This window comes from Ferrimonas balearica, assembly GCF_019802085.1.
In the GTDB taxonomy this organism is placed as follows: domain Bacteria; phylum Pseudomonadota; class Gammaproteobacteria; order Enterobacterales; family Shewanellaceae; genus Ferrimonas; species Ferrimonas balearica_B.
Map to the genome: position 1 here is coordinate 1,194,227 of NZ_JAHVHV010000001.1, position 21,982 is coordinate 1,216,208.

Below are 21,982 nucleotides of genomic sequence, written 5' to 3' on the forward strand. Positions count from 1 at the left end.
AGGCGCCCCACACGGGGCGCCTTATTCGAGAGTCTCTATGCTGTATCGATTCCTTCTTTCTAGCGCACTGCTCAGTGTCTTTGCCTTGGCCCACGCCAGTGACGACACGGAAACCGCCTTTATGGCGCCCAAAGCCGCTACTGCCCCCCTGCTGGATGTGGAAACCGCCACCAACGGTTGGCTGCTGGTGGGCGATCGGGGCACGGTGTTGCTTGGTGACGGCCGTAACTGGACCCAGTCGGCAGTGCCGCTGAACACCATGCTCACCTCCGCCACCCTGGCCGACGACCAGAACGGTTGGGCGGTGGGGCACGACGTGGTGATCCTGGCCACCCACAACGGGGGCCAAAACTGGCAGGTCAAACAGAACCTGCCCCAGAAAGACAAACCGCTGCTGGACGTCCTGGCCCTGGGACCCCAGGAAGTGGTGGCCGTTGGGGCCTACGGGCTGTTTTATCGCTCCACCGACGGCGGACAAAGTTGGGTGGAGGAGTTTCACGACGAGCTGTTGTACGAAGAGGACCGCCTCTATCTTGAGGAGCTCAAAGCCGAAGACGAAGCCCTCTACCTGGATGAGCGCAGTGCCATCCTGCCCCACTTCAATCGCATCAAACGCCTGGCCAACGGCGATCTCTTCCTGATGGGTGAGATGGGCTTTATGGCCCGCTCCACCGATGGCGGCCACCAGTGGCAGCGCCTGGAGGAGATCTACTTCGGCTCCTTTATGGACCTGGTGGAGGGGGAGGGCGGAGTCCTGCTGGCGGTAGGCTTGCGGGGCAACGTCTTTCGCAGCGCCGATGGCGGCGTTCAGTGGGCACCGGTTGAGCTGGAGCTGACCTCCACCATCAACAGCGGTCTGCGCCTGTCCGATGGCCGACTGGTGCTGGTGGCCAACGGCGGGGTGCTGCTGGTCAGCGAGGATAACGGTTTGAGTTTCCGCTCTCGGGTGGTGGCCAAAGGGGACGACCTGGTCGCCGTGGCCCAGTTTGACGACCGGCAACTGCTGGTGGTGGGCAGCCATGGCGCCCATCTTTACCCCATAGCGGAATAAAGGAGTCGTACCGTGTTGGATAAATGGATTTCCACCATCGAGCTGCTGGTGTTCCGTCACCGGGCGGTGGTGCTGGCGCTGTTTGCGCTGATGACGGTGTTTCTGGGGTACAGCGCCTCCGAACTGAAGATGGACGCGGCGTTCACCAAGAACATTCCGCTCAACCACCCCTACATGCAGACCTACATGAAGCACCGTGAGCAGTTTGGCGGCGCCAACAGCATCATGGTCGCGGTCTCCGATCAAAGCGGCGACATCTACAACCCGAAGTTTTTCGATGTGCTGCGTCAAATTCACGACCAGCTGTTCTTCATCCCCGGGGTGGATCGCACCCAGGTGAAATCGCTCTACTCCCCCTCCACCCGTTTTACCGAGGTGGTGGAAGACGGCTTTCGCGGCGGCCCGGTGATCCCGGCGGATTTCAGCGCCGACGATTACGGCCTGGCCCAGGTTCGGGACAACGTAGAGAAGGCGGGCATCGTCGGTCGTCTGGTTTCCGACGACTTCAGCGCCGCCATGGTCACCGCCCAGCTGCTGGACTGGATGCCCATTCCCGAGGAGGAGCGGGTGGCCGGCGGGCCCATTACCCGACCGATGGACGTGCTGGCCTTCGCCGAGCGCCTGGAGCAGGAGATCCGCACCCAGTACGAGGATGACCAGATCCGGGTGCACATCATCGGCTTTGCCAAGATGTCCGGTGACGTGGCCGATGGGGCCAAAGACGTTCTGCTGTTCTTCCTGATCGCCATCGCCATTACCGCGGCCATGGTGTACGCCTTCAGCCGCAGCCTGATGCTGACCCTGTTGCCCCTGGGCTGTTCACTGATTGCTGTGGTCTGGCAGATGGGCGGGCTGACGGTGCTGGGCTTTGGCCTGGATCCCATGTCGATCCTGGTGCCGTTCCTGGTGTTCGCCATCGGGGTGAGCCACGGGGTGCAGATGATCAACGCCGTAGGGCACCGGGTGGCCGAAGGGCAGAGTGCCAAGGTGGCGGCGCAGTCCGCGTTCCGCTCGCTGCTGGTGCCTGGTGGTGTGGCCCTGCTGTCCGATACCGTGGGTTTCCTGACGCTGCTGGCCATCGACATCGGCATCATTCGCGAACTGGCGATCACCGCCTCCCTCGGCGTGGGGCTCATCATCCTCACCAACCTGCTGCTGCTGCCAGTGCTGCTCTCCTACGTGAAGTTCTCCAAAAGCTACCTGGCGAAGATTGAGAAGAGCCACGGTCAGGTGGCGCCCCTGTGGCATTGGGTCGCCAACTTTGCCGATGACAAACGGGCCAAGTGGGTGGTATTGGGGGCCCTGGTGCTCTTTGGCCTGGGCTTTATGCAGGCCCAAACCATGAAGATCGGTGACCTGCATGCCGGGGCGCCGGCGCTTAAGGAGGAGTCCCGTTACAACCAGGACACCTTCTACATCACCGACAACTTCTCCATTACCACCGACGTTCTGACGGTGATCGTTGAGGCCTATCCGGAGGCCTGTACCTACCACGAGGTGATGGAGCGCATCGACCGCTTCCAGTGGCGGGTGGAGAACGTCCCCGGGGTGCAGTCCAGTGCCAGCCTGGCCTCGGTGGCCAAGATCGTTAACGGCGGGTACAACGAAGGCAACGCCAAGTGGCGGGTGCTGCCGCGCACCACCGCGACCCTGGTGCAGGCCACCTCCCGGGTGCCCACCTCCTCGGGTCTGCTGAACGGCAACTGCAGCGTCATGCCGGTCTACCTGTTCCTGGAAGATCACAAAGCGGAAACCCTGGACCGGGTGGTCGCCGCAGTGAAAGCCGAAGCGGCGCGCTTTAACACCGACGAGGTGCAGTTCAAACTGGCCTCCGGTCCGGCCGGGGTGATGGCCGCCACCAACGAAGCGGTGGCCGAGGCCCAGACGCCGATGATGCTCTACGTCTACGGCGCGGTGTTCATCCTCTGCCTGCTGAGCTTCAAGTCGCTGCGCGCCACCCTGTCGGTGATCCTGCCGCTCTACCTGGTGTCCACTCTGGCCCAGGCGCTGATGACCTTCCTGCAGATCGGACTGACGGTGAGCACCTTGCCGGTGATCGCCCTGGGGGTTGGCATCGGCGTGGATTACGGGATCTACATCCTCTCCACCATGACGCCCTATCTGCGTGCCGGTATGCAAGTCAAGGACGCCTACCTGCGGGCCCTGTGTGAACGGGGCAATGCGGTGGTCTTCACCGGCATCACCCTGGCGGTGGGGGTCAGCACCTGGGTGTTCTCCAGCCTTAAGTTCCAGATGGACATGGGGATCCTGCTGACCTTCATGTTCCTGGTCAACATGGTGGCGGCGGTGGTGGTGCTGCCGGCGCTGGTTCGGCTGCTGTGGGGTAAAGGCCATCCGGCCGAAGCGTCGTGCACACCGCCCTCCGAGCGCCAGGCCGCCTAGGTCTGCGAGTCATAAAAAAAGGCCCCTCATTGAGGGGCCTTTTGTTTAGTTGGGACAGGGGTAATAGTGCAGTTGCCCGTTTTTGTCGGTCAGCGGCAGCACCCAGACCTCCCCGTCGGGGGAGGGCTGGAGGAAGGGAACTCGCTCGGGTTTCAATTGCCGTTCGGGGGCCAATGCATCGACACTGGCCAGGCAGCGGGCGAGGGGGGCCGGCTCCTGGGCCTGGGAGCGGTTGGCGTTCACCGCCGACAGGGCGATCAACCCCAGGGCTATCCCCATCAGCCAATAGGGCCGGCTTGTCGAACTGTGCGTCATAACAACATCCCCCAAGTGGCGGCCAGCGGGCCGGAAAGTGAGCGGCTGGCGCTCATCATATCGCCACTATCTCAGATCACGACTTAATCCAAAGTTAACGGTGAGTGACCGGATGCGGTGCGTCTTCGATGGCGGCAATCGGACTGGTCCAACCAAAATTCGCTCGGTGCATAAAGGGGCCGAAAACCTGGGTCGTTTTGCACATTTGTGGGGGCTTTTTGACTGAGTTGTCATGGGGTTGCTCGCTAAGCCAGCAGACTCATCTTGCAAAGTGAGAAACGGCTCACGATCGTGCTAAAAGGGTGATAAACTTCGCCTCGCAAGTGCCCCCAAAGCGCTTTAGATCAAAGGCAAGCCCAAAGAACTACAAAAATTAGCGATTTAGCGCCATCGCAGAAAGGACAAGCAACATGGCCAAGCAACTATCTACGCCTCTCGTCTTGCTCGAAAACGTCGTGGAACTCATCCATAAAAAACTCCCCGAGCAGGATGCCCACCTTGTCGAGTCATTCGCCCGGATCATCTTCGGCACCCTGGCCAAGGACGAGCTCAGCCAGCGCAGTGACAGCGACCTCTACGGCGCCACACTGAGCCTCTGGAACACCCTCAATCAAGCCGCTTCCGGCGAATTCAAAAACCGGGTCTACAACCCGGTGCAAAGCACCCACGGCTGGCAATCGGCCCACTCGGTCATCGAGATGGTGCAGCCGGACATGCCGTTTCTCGTTGATTCGGTGTCCATGGCGCTGAACCGGTTCGGTGTCTCCTCCCACCTGATGATCCACTCCCCGATTGCCGTGGCACGGGATGAGCAGGGGCGGATCACCGCCGTGCGCCATGTGCTCGATGGCGAGCCCGATGACGAACGGGTGGCGGTCTTCCTGGTTGAGGTGGAGAACCTGGCCGAGGATGAGCGGATGCAGGCGCTGGGCGATGAGCTCAAGTCGGTGATCCAGGATGTCACTGCCTCGGTCACCGACTGGCAGCCGATGCAGGCGAAGCTGGCTGAGGTGATCGATGGCCTCAAGGCCGGCCCGGCAGTGGGCCACGAGAGCGAGCGCGATGAGGCGGTGGCCTTCCTGGAGTTTCTCTCCAACCACCACTTTACCTTCCTCGGTTACCGTCACTACGACCTGAAGAAGGTCGAAGGGGACATGAGTCTGGCCGGGGACAACAGCACCAGCCTCGGCATCATGAAGGATCAGCCCAGCCAGGGCCTGTTGCTCTCCTCCTTGCCAGAGCAGGCACGCAAAGAGGCCCTGGGCCAAAGTCGCCTGATCCTCACCAAGACCAACACCAAAAGCCGGGTGCACCGTCCTGCCTACATCGACTACGTCGGGGTGAAGCGCTTCGACGAGCAGGGCAATGTGATTGGCGAGGACCGCTTTATCGGTCTCTACGCCTCCTCCATGTACAACCGCAGCCCTCGTGAGATCCCGCTGATCAATCGCAAGCTGGAGCGGGTGATCGCCCGGTCCGGTCTGGCGCCGCGCAGCCACGACTACAAGGCGTTGATGAACATCCTAGAAACCTACCCCCGGGATGAACTGATCCAGGCCAATGAGAAGCAACTCTACGAAGGGGCGCTGGGGATCCTGCACATGCAGGACCGCGATAAGGTGCGGCTGTTTGTTCGCCGCGATCCCTTTGGTCGCTTCTTTTCGGCGCTGGTGTTCACCACCAAGGAGCGCTACAACACCCAGCTGCGGATCAAGACCCAGAAGCTGTTGGCCGAGTGTTTCCAGAGCGAGGACGAGGTGGAGTTCACCACCTATTTCTCCGAGTCCACCCTGGCGCGAACCCATTACCTGGTGAAGGTTGAAGACAATAATATGGACATTGATGTAAACGAGCTGGAAAACAACCTGGTGGAGCTGGCCCGTTCCTGGGAGGACAAGCTGGACGCCGCCCTGGTGGAGAGCCGCGGTGAGGCCCAGGGCAAGATGCTGTCCCGCCGCTTTATCAACGCCTTCCCCCGCAGCTACAAAGAGGATGTCCTGCCCAGTGCCGCGCTGGTGGACATCGAGAACCTGGAGAAGCTGGAGACCGCCGACGAGCTTGGCATGCTGTTCTACCAGCCCCAGGAGAAGGCGTTGGGCGGCAAGCAGGTCTGCCTCAAGCTGTTCCACAAACACGAGCCGATCCACCTCTCCGACGTGCTGCCGATGCTGGAGAACTTTGGTCTGCGGGTGATCGGTGAGCGGCCCTACCAGGTGGTGACCGCCGAGGGGAAAGAGTACTGGATCCTCGATTTCTCCATGACCTTTAAAGGGGAGGTTAAAGAGGAGATCAGCGCCTACCAGAATCGCTTCCAGGATGCCCTGGGCAAGGTGTGGGCGGGCGATTACGAGGACGATGGCTTTAACCACCTAGTGCTCTCCGCCGGCCTGACCGGCCGTGAGGTCACGCTGCTGCGAGCCTACGCCAAGTACATGCGCCAGATCGGGGTGACCTTCTCCCAGGAGTACATCGCCGAGACCCTCGACCACTACCCGCACATTGCCCGCCTGCTGGTGGAGATGTTCAACCGCCGCTTCAACCCCAGCAGCCGCGCCAACCGCGAGCTGGAGAAGCAGCTGACCCAGGTGGAAGCCTACCTGGATGACGTGGCCAACCTGGATGATGACCGCATCATCCGCCGCTACGTGGAGCTGATTGAAGCGACCCTGCGCACCAACTTCTACCAGGCCGCCGAGTCCGGCGACGACAAGAGCTACGTCTCCTTCAAGGTGCTGCCGGAGCGCATTCCGGAGATGCCGCTGCCGCTGCCCAAGTTCGAGATCTTCGTCTACTCCCCCCGCATGGAGGGGGTACACCTGCGCGGTGGCAAGGTGGCCCGCGGGGGCCTGCGTTGGTCCGACCGTCGGGAAGATTTCCGCACCGAGGTGCTGGGGCTGGTCAAAGCCCAGCAGGTGAAAAACACCGTGATTGTCCCCTCCGGTGCCAAGGGCGGCTTCGTCTGTAAGCAGCTGCCGAGCGAGCGCGAAGCGATGCAGGCGGAAGGCCAGGCCTGTTACCGGATGTTCATCCGTGGCCTGCTGGATGTGACCGACAACATCGAGCAGGGCGAACTGGTGCCGCCGACCAGCGTGGTGCGTCACGACGAGGACGACCCCTACCTGGTAGTGGCCGCCGACAAGGGCACCGCCACCTTCTCCGACATCGCCAACAGCATCTCGGAAGAGTACGACTTCTGGCTGGGCGACGCCTTCGCCTCCGGGGGCCAGTACGGTTACGACCATAAGAAGATGGGGATCACCGCCCGCGGTGGCTGGGAGTCGGTCAAGCGCCACTTCCGTGAGATTGGCGTGGACTGCCAGAGCACCGACTTCACCTGCCTGGCGGTGGGGGACATGGCCGGCGACGTGTTTGGCAACGGCATGCTGCTCTCCCGTCACACCCGTCTGGTGGCGGCGTTCAACCACCTGCACATCTTTATCGATCCCAACCCGGATGCGGCCAAGAGCTACGTCGAGCGGGAGCGGCTGTTCGCACTGCCGCGGTCCAGCTGGGAAGACTACGACGCCAGCCTCATCAGTGAGGGGGGTGGGGTATTCAATCGCAGTGCCAAGGCGATCAAACTGAGCGCCCAGATGAAGGCGATGCTGGGCTCCAAGAAAACCCAGATGACCCCCAACGAGCTGATCCAGCACCTGCTGCAGATGGAGGTGGATCTGCTGTGGAACGGCGGCATCGGCACCTACGTCAAGGGCAGCCAGGAGACCCACATCGAGGTGGGCGACCGGGCCAACGACGCGGTGCGGATCAACGGCAGCCAATTGAAAGCCAAGATCGTGGGCGAGGGCGGTAACCTGGGTCTGACCCAGCTGGGCCGTATCGAGTACGCCCACGCCGGGGGCCGCATCAACACCGATTTCGTCGACAACGTGGGCGGCGTGGATTGCTCCGATAACGAGGTCAACATCAAGATCCTCCTCAACCGACTGGTGGTGGAGGGTGAGCTCACCGTTAAGCAGCGCAACAAGCTGCTGATGGACATGACCGATGAAGTGGCGGAGATCGTACTTGAAGATTGCCGCAACCAGACCCTCTCCATCTCCATCACCGAAGCGCGCAACGGCGAGCAGCTCAAGGAGCAGATCCGCTTTATCCACTACTTGGAAAAAGAGGGCAAGCTGGACCGTGCGCTGGAGTTCCTGCCTACCGATGAGGAGCTCTCCGAGCGTCTGGCCGCCGGTCATGGCCTGACCCGTCCGGAGCTTTCCGTTCTGGTGGCCTACGCCAAGATGGTGCTCAAGGAGCAACTGGTGGATCCCCAAGTCACCGACGAGCCCACCGTGGCTCAGCGCCTGATCGGCTACTTCCCGGTGCGCCTGCAGGAGCGTTACAGCGACTGGATGAAGGAGCACCCCCTGCGGGCGGAGATCATCGCCACCAGCCTGGCCAACGACATCATCAACAACATGGGGCTCAACTTCATCCAGCGTATGCAGGATGAGACAGGTGCCTCAGTCTCGGAAGTGGCACTGAGCTATACTATCGCCGCCCAAGTATTTGGCTTTGATAGCATTAAGGCGCAGATCATTGAGCTGAATGCGGTTGTTGATGCCGAACAGCAACACGAGATGCTCTACCAGCTGCAGCGTACGGTTCGCCGTGCCACCCGCTGGTTCCTGCGCCGCCGTACCGGAAACCTCGAGGTGCAGGCCAGCGTTGAATTCTTCGCGCCGGTGGTCGAGGAGCTCAGCGGCAACTTCGACTCCTTGCTTCAGGAGGAGGAGGCAGAGGGGCTCAAGAGCCGTGCCCAGGCCCTGGTGGACGGAGGCGTCACCGCCGAGTTGGCGAACACCGTCAGCCGACTGAGCACCCTGTTCTCCGCCCTGGACGTGGCCGAAATTGCCCAGCAGGACGACAAGCCGGTGCCCCTGGTGGCGGAAACCTACTTCCGTCTGGGCGCAGGCATCGAACTGCACTGGTTCCTGGAGCAGATCAACGAGCAACCGGTGTCCAACCATTGGCAGGCGCTGGCCCGGGCCGGCTTCCGCGAGGAGCTGGACTGGTTGCAGCGGCGACTGACTCTGGTGGTGCTGCGCAACTGCGGTGCCCAGTGCGAGGCGGATGCTATCATCGAGCAGTGGGTCAATGACAACAACGCAACCCTGGATCGCTGGTTGCACATGATGGCGGAGTTCCGCACCTCGAAGAGCCACGAGTTCTCCAAGTTCTCGGTGGCCCTACGGGAGCTCAACTTGCTCATCATGCGCTGCGACTCTGCCACAGAGTCCCGCTGATCATTGACAGGGAAAAGCCTCGGCGTCGCCGGGGCTTTTTTTAGATCTGGAGAAAGAATGTTTTACCGCATCGCACAGAAGTTTCTGTTCCAAACCAACCCAGAGTGGGCCCACGACTTTACCATGGGCAGCCTGCGTCGTACTGCTCACACTCCGCTCTCCTGTTTCTACTCCCAGAATGTCCCCTTCGCACCGGTGGAGTTTATGGGCGTGCAGTTCCCCAACCCGGTGGGTCTGGCCGCGGGCATGGACAAGGATGGCGAGGCGATCGACGCCTTTGCCGCCATGGGCTTTGGCCACGTCGAAGTGGGCACCGTCACCCCGCGCCCCCAGCCGGGTAACGAGATCCCCCGGCTGTTTCGCCTGAAACCGGCCCGTGCCATCATCAACCGCATGGGCTTCAACAACAAGGGCGTGGACAACCTGGTGGCCAACATCAAGGCTGCCAACCCGGGTAACTGCGTCATTGGTGTGAACATCGGCAAGAACAAGGACACGCCGCTGGAAGAGGGTAAGAACGACTACCTAATCTGCATGGAGAAGGTGTATGCGGTGGCCGGCTACATCGCAGTGAACATCTCCTCGCCCAACACCCCGGGCCTGCGCAGCCTGCAGTACGGCGAGATGCTGGATGACCTGCTGGCGTCGCTGAAAACCAAGCAGCGAGAGTTGGCCGAGCAGCACGGCAAGTATGTGCCGGTGGCCCTGAAGATTGCCCCGGATCTGAGCGACGAGGAGATCGAGCAAGTGGCAGCGTCATTGATCCGTCACGAGATCGACGGGGTGATCGCCACCAACACCACCTTGAGCCGGGAAGGGGTAGAGCACCTGCCGGAGCACGGCGAAACCGGTGGCCTGTCCGGTGCGCCGCTGACCGCGCGCGCCACCGTGGTGATCGGCAAGTTGGCCAAGGCCCTGGATGGCAAATTGCCCATCATGGGGGTAGGGGGCATCGATTCAGCCCAGCACGCCATGGAGAAGATGGACGTGGGGGCCCAGATGGTGCAGATCTACACCGGATTTATTTATAACGGCCCGGAGTTGATTAAGTCGATCACCGAAGCCTTTATCAAACGGAAATAATCCATTCCCGAAATGAAAAAAGGGCCTTCGGGCCCTTTTTTGGATCTGAGATCAAAAGGGCGATCGGCGATCAAAAGGGCGATCCTTTTATGATCTTGTAAGATCCTGATGTCAAAAGAATTAATTGCGTCAAACTATTGTCAGGCGATTAAATATTGGTCTAATATAGCCTTGAGCTAGGGAATGGAATAACCGTCATGTACATCTCACCGGACCCCTCATGGTCATGGATGTATCATCATGAGGAAGACAAACTTGCATTGGAACTTGGGGAAGACTGGCTTTTCCTCACCCCGTTCAGTGCCCGTCACCTTATTCCCGACAGCCTGCACGGCGTGCAGTTCTGCGCCCAGCAAGCCCAGTACTACCAGCAAGTGCTGCAGCGGCTCAGTGGCCAACTGGCGCTCAAGACCCCGGCACTGGTGCAGATTGCCCTGAACCTGACCGCCGCCCGCTTTTTCAGCCTGCCGGTCATGCCCAAAAGCTGGCATTTCCAGACCAGCGCCCGCATCGCCTATCCCGTCGAGGGCAAACTGGTAGCGCTGTCCACCGGCAGCGAACGCGCCCGTTTTGTGGTGGTGGAAGCGGGTGAGACAGCCTCCCTGGTGATGCTGCTTGATGACGCCCTGTCGTTGGCAAACAACAAGTCCATGCGCCAGTTTGACCTTATCAAGGTAATGAACGATCGCATGACGCCCTGTCAGGCTCAAAGGGCCAGCGGCATCGTCGCCGCCTAACCCTCTCCGGCCCCGCTGTTCAGCGGGGCCGATTGTATTGCTTCGCTTAGATTCATCCTTGCCCTTCACACCTTAGGCTTTTGCCCTTGGATTTTTAACGCAATGCATTCCATTGGCGCGCAAATAACGATCACTTTGGTAAATGCATTCGTGTTGGCAGATCGGATAAAGGCTTAGCTTAATAAATGTAACTGCTGCACCCATTGCTGAAAAGAGGCGGGGCCACGCCACCGGCGTGGTGAATATTTGATCAGGTTGTCGACTGGTTTGATGTTAATGGCCGGGCGATAGGAAACATGGCTGTGTGACACCAGCATATATTTGAGGCATTGCATACCGAATATTGCCGCATCGCACTTTAATGTTTCAGCGGATTAGGACACAAAGCGCCTGAACTTCTTGGCGGTGTCGGCAGATAAGCGTTGTTTGGAGGGCAATCCTAACTTCGTGGCCGAACCTGGCGAGAGGGTAACCAGATGGTGAGGCGCAGGCGTCCAGCAAACGATGACTTGTGGAGTTTGTTCGCTCAGCTGAGGGCAACAGATAAAGAGGGCGTAAGGACGGATTGAAGGGCGTCCCACAACGATGGCCTGAGGGTTATGACAACTGAGCTCAGAACATCAGAAGAAGTGGTTGCGGGGGCCGGATTGAAGGGCGTCCCACGGCGATGGCCTGAGGGTTATGACAACCGGGCTCAGAACATCAGAAGAAGTGGTTGCGGGGGCCGGATTTGAACCGACGACCTTCGGGTTATGAGCCCGACGAGCTACCAGGCTGCTCCACCCCGCGTCCGATTGTTCTCTGTTTTGCTTCTGAGAAAGAAGTGGTTGCGGGGGCCGGATTTGAACCGACGACCTTCGGGTTATGAGCCCGACGAGCTACCAGGCTGCTCCACCCCGCGTCCGAAGTGTCGTTTTACTTCTGACAGGAAGTGGTTGCGGGAGCCGGATTGAACGGGCGTCCCACGGCGATGGCCTGAGGGTTATGCAACCGGGCTCAGAACATCAGAAGAAGTGGTTGCGGGGGCCGGATTTGAACCGACGACCTTCGGGTTATGAGCCCGACGAGCTACCAGGCTGCTCCACCCCGCGTCCGAGTTGCCGTTTTACTTCTGACAGGAAGTGGTTGCGGGAGCCGGATTTGAACCGACGACCTTCGGGTTATGAGCCCGACGAGCTACCAGGCTGCTCCATCCCGCGTCCGAATTGCCGCTTTTGACTGGTAGTTGGTTGCGGGGGCCGGATTTGAACCGACGACCTTCGGGTTATGAGCCCGACGAGCTACCAGGCTGCTCCACCCCGCGTCCTCAAAAGCGGGGCGTATGTTATTGAGTCCCGGTGGCCCTTGCAAGGGGCAACTGGCAATTGGTGTGCTGACTGCCTAGTTTTTGCCCCAGTGGCCTAAAGGGGGAACAAAGCCCCTCGTCAGTGCCAAAAGCCGGTATAATGGGCCTTTTGCCATCGGGAAATATCCACGTAGATGAAGCGTTTTTATGCGGCGACCCCCAAGGGGTTGGAGTACTTGCTGGTTGATGAGCTGGTCGCACTGGGGGCCAGCGAGGTTCGTGAAGGCCAGGCGGTGGTGCACTTCGAGGCCGAACTGGATACCGCGTATCGTATCTGTCTGTGGAGTCGACTGGCCAGCCGCGTGGTGCTGGTGCTGGATCAGGTGGTCGCGAAAACCGCCGATCAGCTCTACGACGGGGTAAAGAAGATCTACTGGCCCGGGGTGTTCACCCCCCACAGTGACTTTATGGTGGACTTTCACGGTGGCAACCGAGAGATCCGCAACAGCCAGTTTGGCGCTCTCAAGGTCAAGGACGCCATTGTCGACGCCTTTGTGGAGCACGCCGGTACCCGTCCCACGGTCTCCAAAGAACGCCCCGCCATCCGCATCGACTGCGCGCTGCGGGCCGATAAATTGCTGGTGGGCCTCAACCTCAGCGGTTCGGCGCTGCACCAGCGTGGCTACCGCCTGGACCGGGGCAGGGCGCCTTTGAGGGAGAACCTGGCCGCCGCAGTGCTGATGCGCAGCGGTTGGACCCAGGCCCAGGACAAGCCCCTGATTGATCCCTTTTGTGGTTCCGGTACGGTGCTGATCGAGGCCGCCCTGATGGCCACCGACACCGCCCCCCAGCTTCATCGCCGGGTTTGGGGCTTTGACCACTGGGTTGGCCACCAGCCTCAGCGCTGGAACGCCATCCGGGAGGAAGCGCTGGAGCGTGCCCAAGCAGGCGAGGCGCGCTGCCAAACCCGCTTTATTGGTCGCGACATCAACCGCCGGGTACTGGCCATCGCCAAGGACAACGCCGAGCGTGCGGGCATGGCCGACTTTATTCAGTTTGAGGGCGGCGACGTCAATGAGATGCCACCGCCGCCGGCCAACCCGGGCTTTGTGGTCTCCAACCCCCCTTACGGTGAGCGCCTGGGCCAGATGCCGGAACTGCTCCATCTCTACGCTTCTTTGGGTCGCCAACTCAAGGAGCAGTGGCAGGGCTGGCAGGTCAGCCTGCTGTGCAGCGACCCGATGCTGCTGAGCGCCCTTCGCCTGAAAGCCGACAAACAGTACAAGCTGTATAACGGTGCCCTTGAGGTGCTGCTGGGCAACTACGCGGTAGGCGAGGGCGGTGCCGGCCGTCAGTACGGTGAAGACTTTGCCAACCGACTGCGCAAAAACCTTAAGCAGCTCAAGAAGTGGGTTAAGCAGGAGGGGATCGACAGCTACCGGGTGTACGACGCCGACCTGCCCGAGTACAACGTCGCCATCGACCGCTACCAGGATTGGGTGGTGGTGCAGGAGTACGCGCCGCCCAAATCGGTGCCGGAACACAAAGCCCGCCAGCGGCTGATCGATGTGCTGCTGAACCTGCCCGAGGTGCTGGAGGTGGATCCCAGCCAGATCGTGGTCAAGGAGCGCAAGCAGCAAAAGGGCAAGGAGCAGTACGAGAAACTCGATCAGAGCCACAACGAGCTCAAGGTCGAGGAGTACGGCGCCCGTTTTCTGGTCAACCTCACCGACTACCTGGACACCGGCTTGTTCCTGGATCACCGCCTGGCACGCCGCTACATCCAGGAGCACAGCCAGGGCAAACGCTTCTTGAACCTGTTCGCCTACACCGGCAGTGCCTCGGTGCACGCCGCGCTGGGTGGGGCCCGGGCCACCACCACGGTGGACATGTCCAAAACCTACCTGCGCTGGGCCCAGGACAACTTTGCCCTTAACCGACTCAAGGGGCGCGAGCACCGTTTTGTCCACGCCGACTGCCTGGCCTGGCTGTCCGAGTGTCAGGAGCAGTTTGATTTCATCTTTATCGATCCGCCCACCTTCTCCAACTCCAAGCGGATGGAGCAGAGCTTCGACGTTCAGCGGGACCACCTGTGGCTGCTGACCCAGCTCAAACGGATGCTGGCCCCCGGCGGTGAGATCCTCTTCTCCAACAACAAGCGGCACTTCAAGATGGACGAAGCGGGCGTCGAGGCCCTGGGGCTGAACGCGCGCAACGTGACCAAGCAGACTCAGTCTCCGGATTTCGCCCGCAATAAACAGATCCACAACGCCTGGGTGCTGCACCATGCCGACGCCTGAGCTGGTTCTGTTCCACACCGACGGCTGCCACCTGTGCGAGCAAGCCGAAGCGCTGCTGCGCCAGGCGGACCTGGCGTTCACCCCACAGGACATCGTGGATTGCCCCGAGTGGGTCGACGCCTACGGTGTACGCATCCCCGTGGTACGCAAAAGCGATGGCAAGGAGCTGGGCTGGCCGTTTGACCTGGTCGAACTGACCCGCTTTGTAGAGGAAGCCTGATGAGTTTGATCCGATTAAGCCAGGGGCAGTTGGCCTTTGGCCACATTCCGCTGCTCGATAAGGCGGATTTTATCCTGGAGCCCAATGAGCGGGTCTGCCTTGTCGGCCGTAACGGCGCCGGCAAGTCCAGTCTGCTCAAGGTGCTTGCCGGTTTGCAGGAGATGGACGACGGCCAGCTGGGGATCAACCCGGAGGTGACCATCGCCTACCTGCCCCAGGACCCGCCCCGAGCGCAAAGCGGTACCGTATTCCATTACGTGGCCGAGGGGTTGGCGCAATTGGGCCAGGTGATCGAGGAGTACGAGACCGCCAGCCGACTGGTCACCGAGGATCCCAACGACAAGCATCTGGCCCGCCTGGCCCGCAGCCAGGAAGCGATGGACCACCACAACGGCTGGCAGTTTGAAACCCGAATCCACCAGACCCTAAGCCACTTGGAGCTGGATGGGCAGCAGGCGATGAGCGCCCTCAGTGGGGGCTGGCAGCGCCGGGCGGCATTAGCCCGGGCCCTGGTACAGCAGCCGGACGTGTTGCTGCTGGATGAGCCGACCAACCACCTGGACATCGACGCCATCGAGTGGCTGGAAACTCTGCTGCTGGGCTTCGAGGGCTCCATCGTCTTTATCAGTCACGACCGGGGCTTTATCCGGCGCATGGCGACCCGGATCATCGATCTGGACCGGGGCCAGATCCTGAGTTTTCCCGGCAACTACGCCAGCTACCTGGCCGGCAAAGAGGAAGCCTTGCGGGTCGAGGAGGAGCAGGCGGCACTGTTCGATAAGAAGCTGGCCAAGGAGGAGGCGTGGATCCGCCAGGGTATCAAGGCCCGGCGAACCCGCAACGAGGGCCGGGTTCGTGCCCTGCAGGCGATGCGTCGGGAGCGCGCCGAGCGGATCACCCGTCAGGGCAAGGCGTCCATGACCATGGCCCAGGGCGAGCGCTCCGGCAAACTGGTGTTTGACATCAAGGACCTGGGGTACGCCTGGGAAGCGGACCACATCGTTCGCGGACTGACCACCTCGGTGATGCGCGGCGACCGCATCGCCCTGATTGGCCCCAACGGCTGTGGCAAGTCCACCCTGATCAAATTGCTGCTGGAGCAGCTGCCGGCCCAGGAGGGCAGTGTCCGACAAGGCACCAATTTGAAGGTGGCCTATTTCGACCAGCACCGGCTGGAGCTGGATCCGGACAAAACCGTCCAGGAGAACGTCGGTGAGGGCAAGGATACGGTCACCGTCGGCGGACGCGACCGTCACGTACTGGGCTACCTGCAGGACTTTCTGTTTGCTCCGGCTCGGGCCCGCAGCCCGGTCAGTTCGCTTTCCGGTGGCGAGAAGAACCGCTTGCTGCTGGCCAAGCTGTTCCTCAAGCCCGCGAATTTGCTGGTGATGGATGAACCTACCAATGATCTGGATGTCGAAACCCTCGAACTGCTCGAGGCCAAGCTGGCCGAGTTCGAAGGCACCCTGCTGTTGGTCTCCCACGATCGGGAATTCATCGACAACACCGTGACCACCACCTGGTGGTTTGGCGGCAAGGGGCGCTGGGTCGAGTACGTTGGCGGCTATCAGGATGCGGTGCATCTGGGGGCACAGTTCTACCGGGCCGAGGAGGCGCAATCCACCGGCGATGCGCCAAGTGCGGTGAAAACTGAGCCAGAGCCCAAAACCGCGCCTTCAAGTGCGCCGCCGAAGAAGCTAACATACAAGCTCCAAAGGGAGCTTGACGCGTTACCCGCCAAGTTGGAAACGCTGGAAACAGAGATCGAATCTTTGCAGGCTCAAATCGCAGAACCCGGTTTTTTCGATGGCGACAGCCAAGAGGTAAACGCCGTACTAAACCGATTAGCCGAAAAAGAACAAGAATTGGAACAAGACTTTGCACGCTGGGAAGAGCTCGAAGCGATGCAGGGTCAGGCTTAAGGGGAGACTATGAGCCCGAAGTTGTTTGCCACCCGGAAGGTGGCCCTTGCTGTCAGTGCAGCAATGAGCCTGGGCGTTGCCAGCGCTCAAGCCCAAACCGTTTGGCCCGCTTACGAGATCGTCAACATTAACGAGGTGTTCTCGGTGCGCGGCACCCTGGAGAACACCCGAAACGGCTACGGCGCCTCAGTGGTTGGCGAAAGCACCCTGGGGATCGCCAAGGGCGTGAACGACGCCACCGTGGATGACGAGGGCAACGTAATTGATGACGTCATCGACGCCATCCTGCCGGAAGAGTCCGTGACCTCCAACAGCGTGTTCCGACCCTTTGTCGGCAACAACTTCCTGTTTGAACAGAACGCGGGCAATGGTTGGGAACCGGTTTACGTGCCTCTGCTGGAGGACACGCCGCCCAAGCTGAACCCCGATGACGAGGACCCGGACGAGTTTGATACCAACCCGCGGACCAACGCGTTCTACTTCGGCGCCGACGGCACCAGTTTGCGAGTGGGCAGCACCTCCGCGCTGATGGAAGATCCGGTCACCAACGAGAACTGTGACCCGGAGGGCGAGACCGACTGCTCCGAATTCTTCTACCACCGTCTGTTTGAGAACCGCGGTTTTGTTCAGAACGAAGTCGGCTTCAACCTGCTGCTACCCCCGGCGAACACCCTGACCTACGTCACCGAGGACGAAGAGCTGGATCCCACCCCGGTGGTGACCGGCGGCAACAGCGTGGCCGCGGCGGTCAACATCAACGGCCTGGTGGCCGGTTACGCCTCCACCGACTTTACCGAGATCTCTACCGAAAACCTGGATGCCTGCATCGCGGCGGCAGAGCCGGATGAGGACAGCGACGTTGTCCCCACCCCGGTGGAGATCTGCATCCAGAACCAGCAGAACACCGGCGGGATCTCCTACCAGACCCGGGCCTACCTGTGGCAGGTGGACCCGGTGACCCTGGAAGCCAGTGACCAGCGGGAGCTGGACCTGGGGTTCGTGCCTGAAGAGCTGCCCAACGAGAGCGACCGGGACAACATCTACCTGGCCCAGGCCCTGGGGGTGAGCACCGCGGTGGACAACTACGTGGTGGGTCGAGGCAACCAGCTGAGCAACTCCGATCGCCCCTTGAGCGCGCTCTACGCCCAGAGCTGGCTGCAGCAGGGCGGCGATTACGAGCTGTTTCCCATTGGCCCCACCCGGGAAGACAGTGAGCGTGTGGTGCAGTCCATCGCTTACGACGTGAACGACAACGGACTGGCCATCGGCGTGGTGCGCCGCTGGATCGACGGCTACGAGCGCAACAAGTTCGGTATCGTGGATCTGAGCCAGGAGCCGGAGGATTTCCGCGACGGTAAGCGCTTCATGTTTACCGAGCCCAACGACTTCTTCGACAGCCGTTCCGACCTGGCCTCCATCGCCCGCTCCGTGAACAACAACGGCATCGTGGTAGGCAACATCGAAGTAGACCGGGTTAAGAACCTGCCGCGCCGGGTACGCGCCTTTGCCTACGACAGTACCCAGGATGACTTCATCAACCTCAACGAGCTGCTGACCTGCGGGTCCCGTGGCTATGTGCCGGCCCAGGAGGGCGACAGCGGTGTCGAGGAGGATGAAGAGGGCCGTCTGTGGAAGCGTTACACCGTGGTCGACAGCGAGAACTTCTCCACCACCATCGAGTACGAGGTGGAGATCATCGCCGTGGACGCCAACGAGATCGCCGATGACGGCACCATCACCGCCACCGCGCTGGTGAGCCTGCCGCGGGTGAAGACCGAGCTGAAGGAGTTTGAGAACGAAGACGGTACCATCACCTACCGTACCGTGGTCGTCATCGACGAAGACACCGGCAAGCCGGTGATCGAGAACGACGCCAATGGCAACCCCACCACCAACCAGGTGCCGCGGGCCATTGTGCTCAAGCCGGTCAGCACCGATCAGATGTGCAGCCTGACCATCGAGGACGGCCTGAATCCGCCGCCCAACGAGCGTCAAGGCGCCAGCCTGGGAATGGGCTGGTTGATGGCCCTTACGTCGCTGCTGTTCTGGCGTCGCCGTCGCGGTTGAGTCTTTCGCGAATCTGAGTGAAAAGGGGGGCTTAGCCCCCTTTCTTATTTTTTTAATTCAATTGACTCAAAAGCTTAATTAACGAAGCGCAATGTCAAGGGTTTTGCGCTATTGATCTCGCCGAAAAAAACATCAACTATTGTCTTGAGGCGCAACGCCTCACCCCATTGCACATCACTGTATCGAGGGATGGAATGCCAATGAAAAGACAGAAACGGGATAAGATGGAGCGGGCGTTTTCCCGCGGATTTCAGGCGGGATTGACCGGCCGGTCCAAGGAGAACTGCCCCTATCAAGCAGCGGACGCGAAGATGCACTGGCTAGGAGGATGGCGGGAAGCCATAGATGGCCGAGAAACCGGATTGTTCACTAAGTAACCCTCTTCAGTCGCCCTCCCTTTGGAGGGCTTTTTAGTGCCCGCGCCATGGCGTATGCTGACGGAAAAAGGAGGCATCACATGTCAGGGACCATCTACCAGTTCGACGCCCAACTCAACAACGGCGACACTCAGTCTTTTCAGGATTTCCAGGGCAAGGTGCTCTTGGTGGTGAACACCGCCAGTGCCTGTGGCTTTACGCCCCAGTACGAGGGCCTGGAGGCGCTGCAGAAGCGCTTCGGTGCCGACCGCTTCGCGGTACTGGCGTTTCCCTGCAACCAGTTTGGTCAGCAGGAGAAGGGGGACGATGAGGCGATCAAAAACTTCTGTGACCTTAAGTTCAACATCAGCTTCCCCCTGTTTGCCAAGGTGGAGGTCAATGGCGGCGAGGCGCACCCCTTGTACCAGTGGCTGAAAACGCAGAAGGGCGGCTGGCTGGGCAGCAACATCAAGTGGAACTTCACCAAGTTCCTGGTGGACAGCGAGGGGAGGGTGGTGGAGCGGTACGCGCCGACGACCAAACCTGAGTCGATCGCCGGCGATATCGAGAAACTGCTGGCTTAGAAGCTGGAGGTGTCCTGGAACACGCCCACTTTCAGATCCGTGGCGGCGTAGATCTCACGACCGTCCACGGAGAGGGTGGCATCGGCCAGGCCCATGATCAGCTTGCGGTGAATGGTGCGCTTGAGGTGAATGTGGTAAGTCACCTTCTTCGCTTCAGGCAGCACCTGACCGGTGAATTTCACTTCCCCAACGCCCAGGGCGCGGCCCTTGCCCTTGGCACCCTGCCAAGCCAGGAAGAAACCCACCAGCTGCCACATGGCGTCCAGGCCCAGACAACCCGGCATCACAGGATCGGACTCGAAGTGGCAGTCAAAGAACCAGAGGCTGGGATCGATGTCCAGCTCGGCGATGATCTCCCCTTTACCGTATCGTCCGCCGTCGTCATTGATGGTGACGATGCGGTCCAGCATCAGCATGTTGTCCTTGGGCAGGCGAGGGGCGTCCTCACCAAACAGACGGCCTTTGCCGCTTTCGACCAGCGCGTCCTTGTCGTAACTGGAGTCATGGATCGGTTGTAGTTGTTCTGCCACTTGCATCGTTATCGTCTAGCTTCAACAAAAAGTGCTGACAGATTAGCGAACAGCTGTACGCCAAACAACTCCGATCAGCTGCGATCGAACAGTGCGTCCAGGGCGCGACGCCACCAACTGGGGGGCAGCGGCTCGTCATTGCCGGCCATGCGGTCCAGACGCTGCTGTACCAGGCCGTAAAGGCTTTTCTCATCGAAGCGGTTATCCTCATCGGCTTGGCCCACTTCACGCCCGGTGAGGAGCATCAGAGCCTCCTCCACCGCATCCACCTGGTAGAGGTGAAACTGACCCGCCGCCACCGCTTCGATCACCTCGTCGCTCAGATTCAGCTGACGAGTGTTTGCTCTAGGCAGGATCACCCCCTGCTCTCCGGTCAGCCCCCGGTAGCGACATAGGTGGAAAAAGCCCTCAATTTTCTCGTTTATGCCGCCAATGGCCTGAACATTGCCGAACTGGTCGATGGCGCCGGTAAGGGCCAAACCCTGTTTGACCGGCACATTGGCGATGGTGGAGATAAGGCAGCAGTACTCCGCCAGGGACGCGCTGTCGCCGTCGATGGTCTGGTAGGACTGCTCGAATACGATGTTGGCGGAGAGATGCAGGGGCTCATCCTGGCCGAAGATGCGGTAGAGGCAGGCGGAGAGGATCATCATCCCCTTGGCGTGAATGTTGCCCCCCAGCTCGGATTTGCGCTCGATGTCGGCAACCTCGCCGTCACCGTAGTGCACCGAGACGGTGATCCGCGCCGGTTCGCCGTAGCTGTGGCCACAGTAATCCACCACGGTCAGGCCGTTGATCTGGCCCGTGCGCTCCCCCTCGGTATCCACCCGTACCAGGGCCTCCTCGACATTGCGCTGGGCGTAGATCTCCACGCTGTTATGGCGGGCTTCCTGGGCGAGGATCGCCTGTTGAAGCTGGGCCAGGGAGACGGCACCACTGCCTTCGCATTGGCCCAACAGCAGGCCCAGCTCGTGCCAGGCCAGGCTCAAACGGCCCTGGTGCTCACAAAGACGACTGGCGTAGCGGGCCAGTCGGGTCAGGGCCTCATCACTCAAGGGCCGACCACAGTACTGTTTGGCGATGGATTGCGCTCCCAACGCCCAGCGCTGAGCGTCCTCCTCCTTGTCGACAAACCACTCGGACTGGCTTTCCCCCACCAGGCTGAACAGCCCGGCAAAGCTGGGATCGACGGCGTGCAGGGTGTCGTGGTCCATTACATCCCCCAGGATCACCACCTTGCAGCATACCGGTATGCGAATGGGGGAGCCGCTGAAGGCGATGTACCCGCGTTTGAGGGCCTCCTTGACCATAAACCACCGGCTGGGCTTCTCTAGCAGGCCTTCGGCGGGGATCACCAGGACCTCGCAGCTGGACAGCAGCCCGGCATGGTAGGCGCCATTTTTATCGACGTTGCCCAACAGCGTGCGACGGGAGAGCGGCTGATCGACAAACCGCAGGGGCATCAGCTCCACCAGGGCGGTCAGTTTGTCGTTCTCGCCAAGGGGGCTGTCGTCATTATTGAGGCGTTTTTGCCACTGCTCGGCGGTGAGCTTGACCAGGGCCTGGCGGTCCTCCTGTTCGATGGAGGCGAGGACCCCGGGGGCGTTGACCAGCGGCAGGCGGTCATAGAGCGATTGCACCAGCGCTTCGCCGTCGAAACCGGGAAACTGGGTCAGAAACAGATGCTGACCGTCGCAGCGTTCAAACAGCGCCCAGGCATCCAGGCTGCGGTCCTGCCCCAGGGTCCAGGGGCACAGGGGGCCGCCGGTGGTGTTGGTGATGAGCGACGGGTAAACGGGGGACAGGGCCGAGGGGGCCAATTTCTGGCTGTGCAAGAGGCAGCTCTCCGGATTCGGGCAAAGGGGCCACTATACCAT

14 protein-coding genes and 5 tRNA genes are annotated in these 21,982 nt (G+C 60.8%); 11 read left to right on the plus strand and 8 right to left on the minus strand.

Annotation, left to right across the window (positions count from 1 at the left end; translation table 11 throughout):
- The first annotated feature begins 37 nt into the window (after positions 1-37).
- Positions 38-1,051, plus strand: a complete 1,014-nt coding sequence (locus KUV81_RS05515; RefSeq protein ID WP_222542838.1) for a sialidase family protein — start codon at positions 38-40, stop codon at positions 1,049-1,051.
- A gap of 12 nt (positions 1,052-1,063) precedes the next feature.
- Positions 1,064-3,454, plus strand: coding sequence for an efflux RND transporter permease subunit (locus KUV81_RS05520; RefSeq protein WP_222542839.1), 2,391 nt, complete (start codon positions 1,064-1,066; stop codon positions 3,452-3,454).
- A gap of 45 nt (positions 3,455-3,499) precedes the next feature.
- Here KUV81_RS05520 and KUV81_RS05525 read toward each other — a convergent pair whose 3' ends face one another.
- Positions 3,500-3,769 carry a hypothetical protein gene (locus tag KUV81_RS05525; protein WP_222542840.1) on the minus strand — a complete coding sequence of 90 codons (270 nt, stop codon included), beginning with the start codon at positions 3,767-3,769 and terminating at the stop codon, positions 3,500-3,502.
- A gap of 410 nt (positions 3,770-4,179) precedes the next feature.
- Between KUV81_RS05525 and KUV81_RS05530 the strand changes: the two genes are divergently transcribed.
- The 3 genes from KUV81_RS05530 to KUV81_RS05540 all read left to right on the plus strand — a co-directional run bounded on the left by KUV81_RS05530 (position 4,180) and on the right by KUV81_RS05540 (position 10,841).
- The gene (locus KUV81_RS05530) at positions 4,180-9,021 is read left to right on the plus strand and encodes an NAD-glutamate dehydrogenase (protein ID WP_222542841.1); all 4,842 of its coding nucleotides are present in this window, start codon (positions 4,180-4,182) and stop codon (positions 9,019-9,021) included.
- Between the two features lie 57 nt (positions 9,022-9,078).
- Entirely contained in the window at positions 9,079-10,104 is a 1,026-nt protein-coding gene (gene pyrD, locus KUV81_RS05535) for a quinone-dependent dihydroorotate dehydrogenase (protein WP_222542842.1), read from the plus strand.
- 197 nt (positions 10,105-10,301) lie between these two features.
- Positions 10,302-10,841, plus strand: coding sequence for a cell division protein ZapC (locus tag KUV81_RS05540; RefSeq protein ID WP_261389198.1), 540 nt, complete (start codon positions 10,302-10,304; stop codon positions 10,839-10,841).
- Positions 10,842-11,553: 712 nt separating this feature from the next.
- On the opposite strand, the gene KUV81_RS05545 is transcribed toward KUV81_RS05540, so the two are convergent.
- The 5 genes from KUV81_RS05545 to KUV81_RS05565 form a co-directional block, all read right to left on the minus strand.
- Positions 11,554-11,630, minus strand: a tRNA-Met gene (locus tag KUV81_RS05545).
- A gap of 35 nt (positions 11,631-11,665) precedes the next feature.
- Positions 11,666-11,742: transfer RNA gene (locus KUV81_RS05550), tRNA-Met, on the minus strand.
- A gap of 113 nt (positions 11,743-11,855) precedes the next feature.
- Positions 11,856-11,932 (minus strand) — tRNA-Met (locus KUV81_RS05555).
- Between the two features lie 31 nt (positions 11,933-11,963).
- Positions 11,964-12,040 (minus strand) — tRNA-Met (locus tag KUV81_RS05560).
- A 27-nt stretch (positions 12,041-12,067) separates the two neighbouring features.
- Positions 12,068-12,144 (minus strand) — tRNA-Met (locus KUV81_RS05565).
- A 176-nt stretch (positions 12,145-12,320) separates the two neighbouring features.
- On the opposite strand from KUV81_RS05565, the gene rlmKL reads away from it, so the two are divergent.
- The 6 genes from rlmKL to KUV81_RS05595 all read left to right on the plus strand — a co-directional run bounded on the left by rlmKL (position 12,321) and on the right by KUV81_RS05595 (position 19,575).
- Positions 12,321-14,426: a bifunctional 23S rRNA (guanine(2069)-N(7))-methyltransferase RlmK/23S rRNA (guanine(2445)-N(2))-methyltransferase RlmL gene (gene rlmKL, locus KUV81_RS05570; protein WP_222542844.1), complete on the plus strand. Its 2,106-nt coding sequence runs from the start codon at positions 12,321-12,323 to the stop codon at positions 14,424-14,426.
- The gene (locus KUV81_RS05575; RefSeq protein ID WP_222542845.1) at positions 14,413-14,646 is read left to right on the plus strand and encodes a glutaredoxin family protein; all 234 of its coding nucleotides are present in this window, start codon (positions 14,413-14,415) and stop codon (positions 14,644-14,646) included. The genes rlmKL and KUV81_RS05575 overlap by 14 nt, the downstream gene beginning before the upstream one ends.
- The gene (locus KUV81_RS05580) at positions 14,646-16,568 is read left to right on the plus strand and encodes an ABC transporter ATP-binding protein (RefSeq protein ID WP_222542846.1); all 1,923 of its coding nucleotides are present in this window, start codon (positions 14,646-14,648) and stop codon (positions 16,566-16,568) included. The genes KUV81_RS05575 and KUV81_RS05580 overlap by 1 nt, the downstream gene beginning before the upstream one ends.
- A gap of 9 nt (positions 16,569-16,577) precedes the next feature.
- Positions 16,578-18,635 (plus strand): DUF3466 family protein, encoded by a 2,058-nt coding sequence (locus KUV81_RS05585; protein ID WP_222542847.1) that lies wholly within the window; start codon positions 16,578-16,580, stop codon positions 18,633-18,635.
- A gap of 200 nt (positions 18,636-18,835) precedes the next feature.
- On the plus strand, positions 18,836-19,012 hold the full coding sequence (gene rmf / locus KUV81_RS05590; protein ID WP_222542848.1) for a ribosome modulation factor: 177 nt from the start codon (positions 18,836-18,838) through the stop codon (positions 19,010-19,012).
- A gap of 80 nt (positions 19,013-19,092) precedes the next feature.
- Complete coding sequence (locus KUV81_RS05595; protein WP_222542849.1) at positions 19,093-19,575, plus strand: glutathione peroxidase; 483 nt, start codon at positions 19,093-19,095, stop codon at positions 19,573-19,575.
- Here the strand turns inward: KUV81_RS05595 and fabA are convergent.
- The gene (fabA, locus tag KUV81_RS05600; protein WP_222542850.1) at positions 19,572-20,111 is read right to left on the minus strand and encodes a bifunctional 3-hydroxydecanoyl-ACP dehydratase/trans-2-decenoyl-ACP isomerase; all 540 of its coding nucleotides are present in this window, start codon (positions 20,109-20,111) and stop codon (positions 19,572-19,574) included. The genes KUV81_RS05595 and fabA overlap by 4 nt on opposite strands.
- Positions 20,112-20,179: 68 nt before the next feature.
- Entirely contained in the window at positions 20,180-21,940 is a 1,761-nt protein-coding gene (locus KUV81_RS05605; protein WP_222542851.1) for a S16 family serine protease, read from the minus strand.
- Positions 21,941-21,982 lie beyond the last annotated feature (42 nt).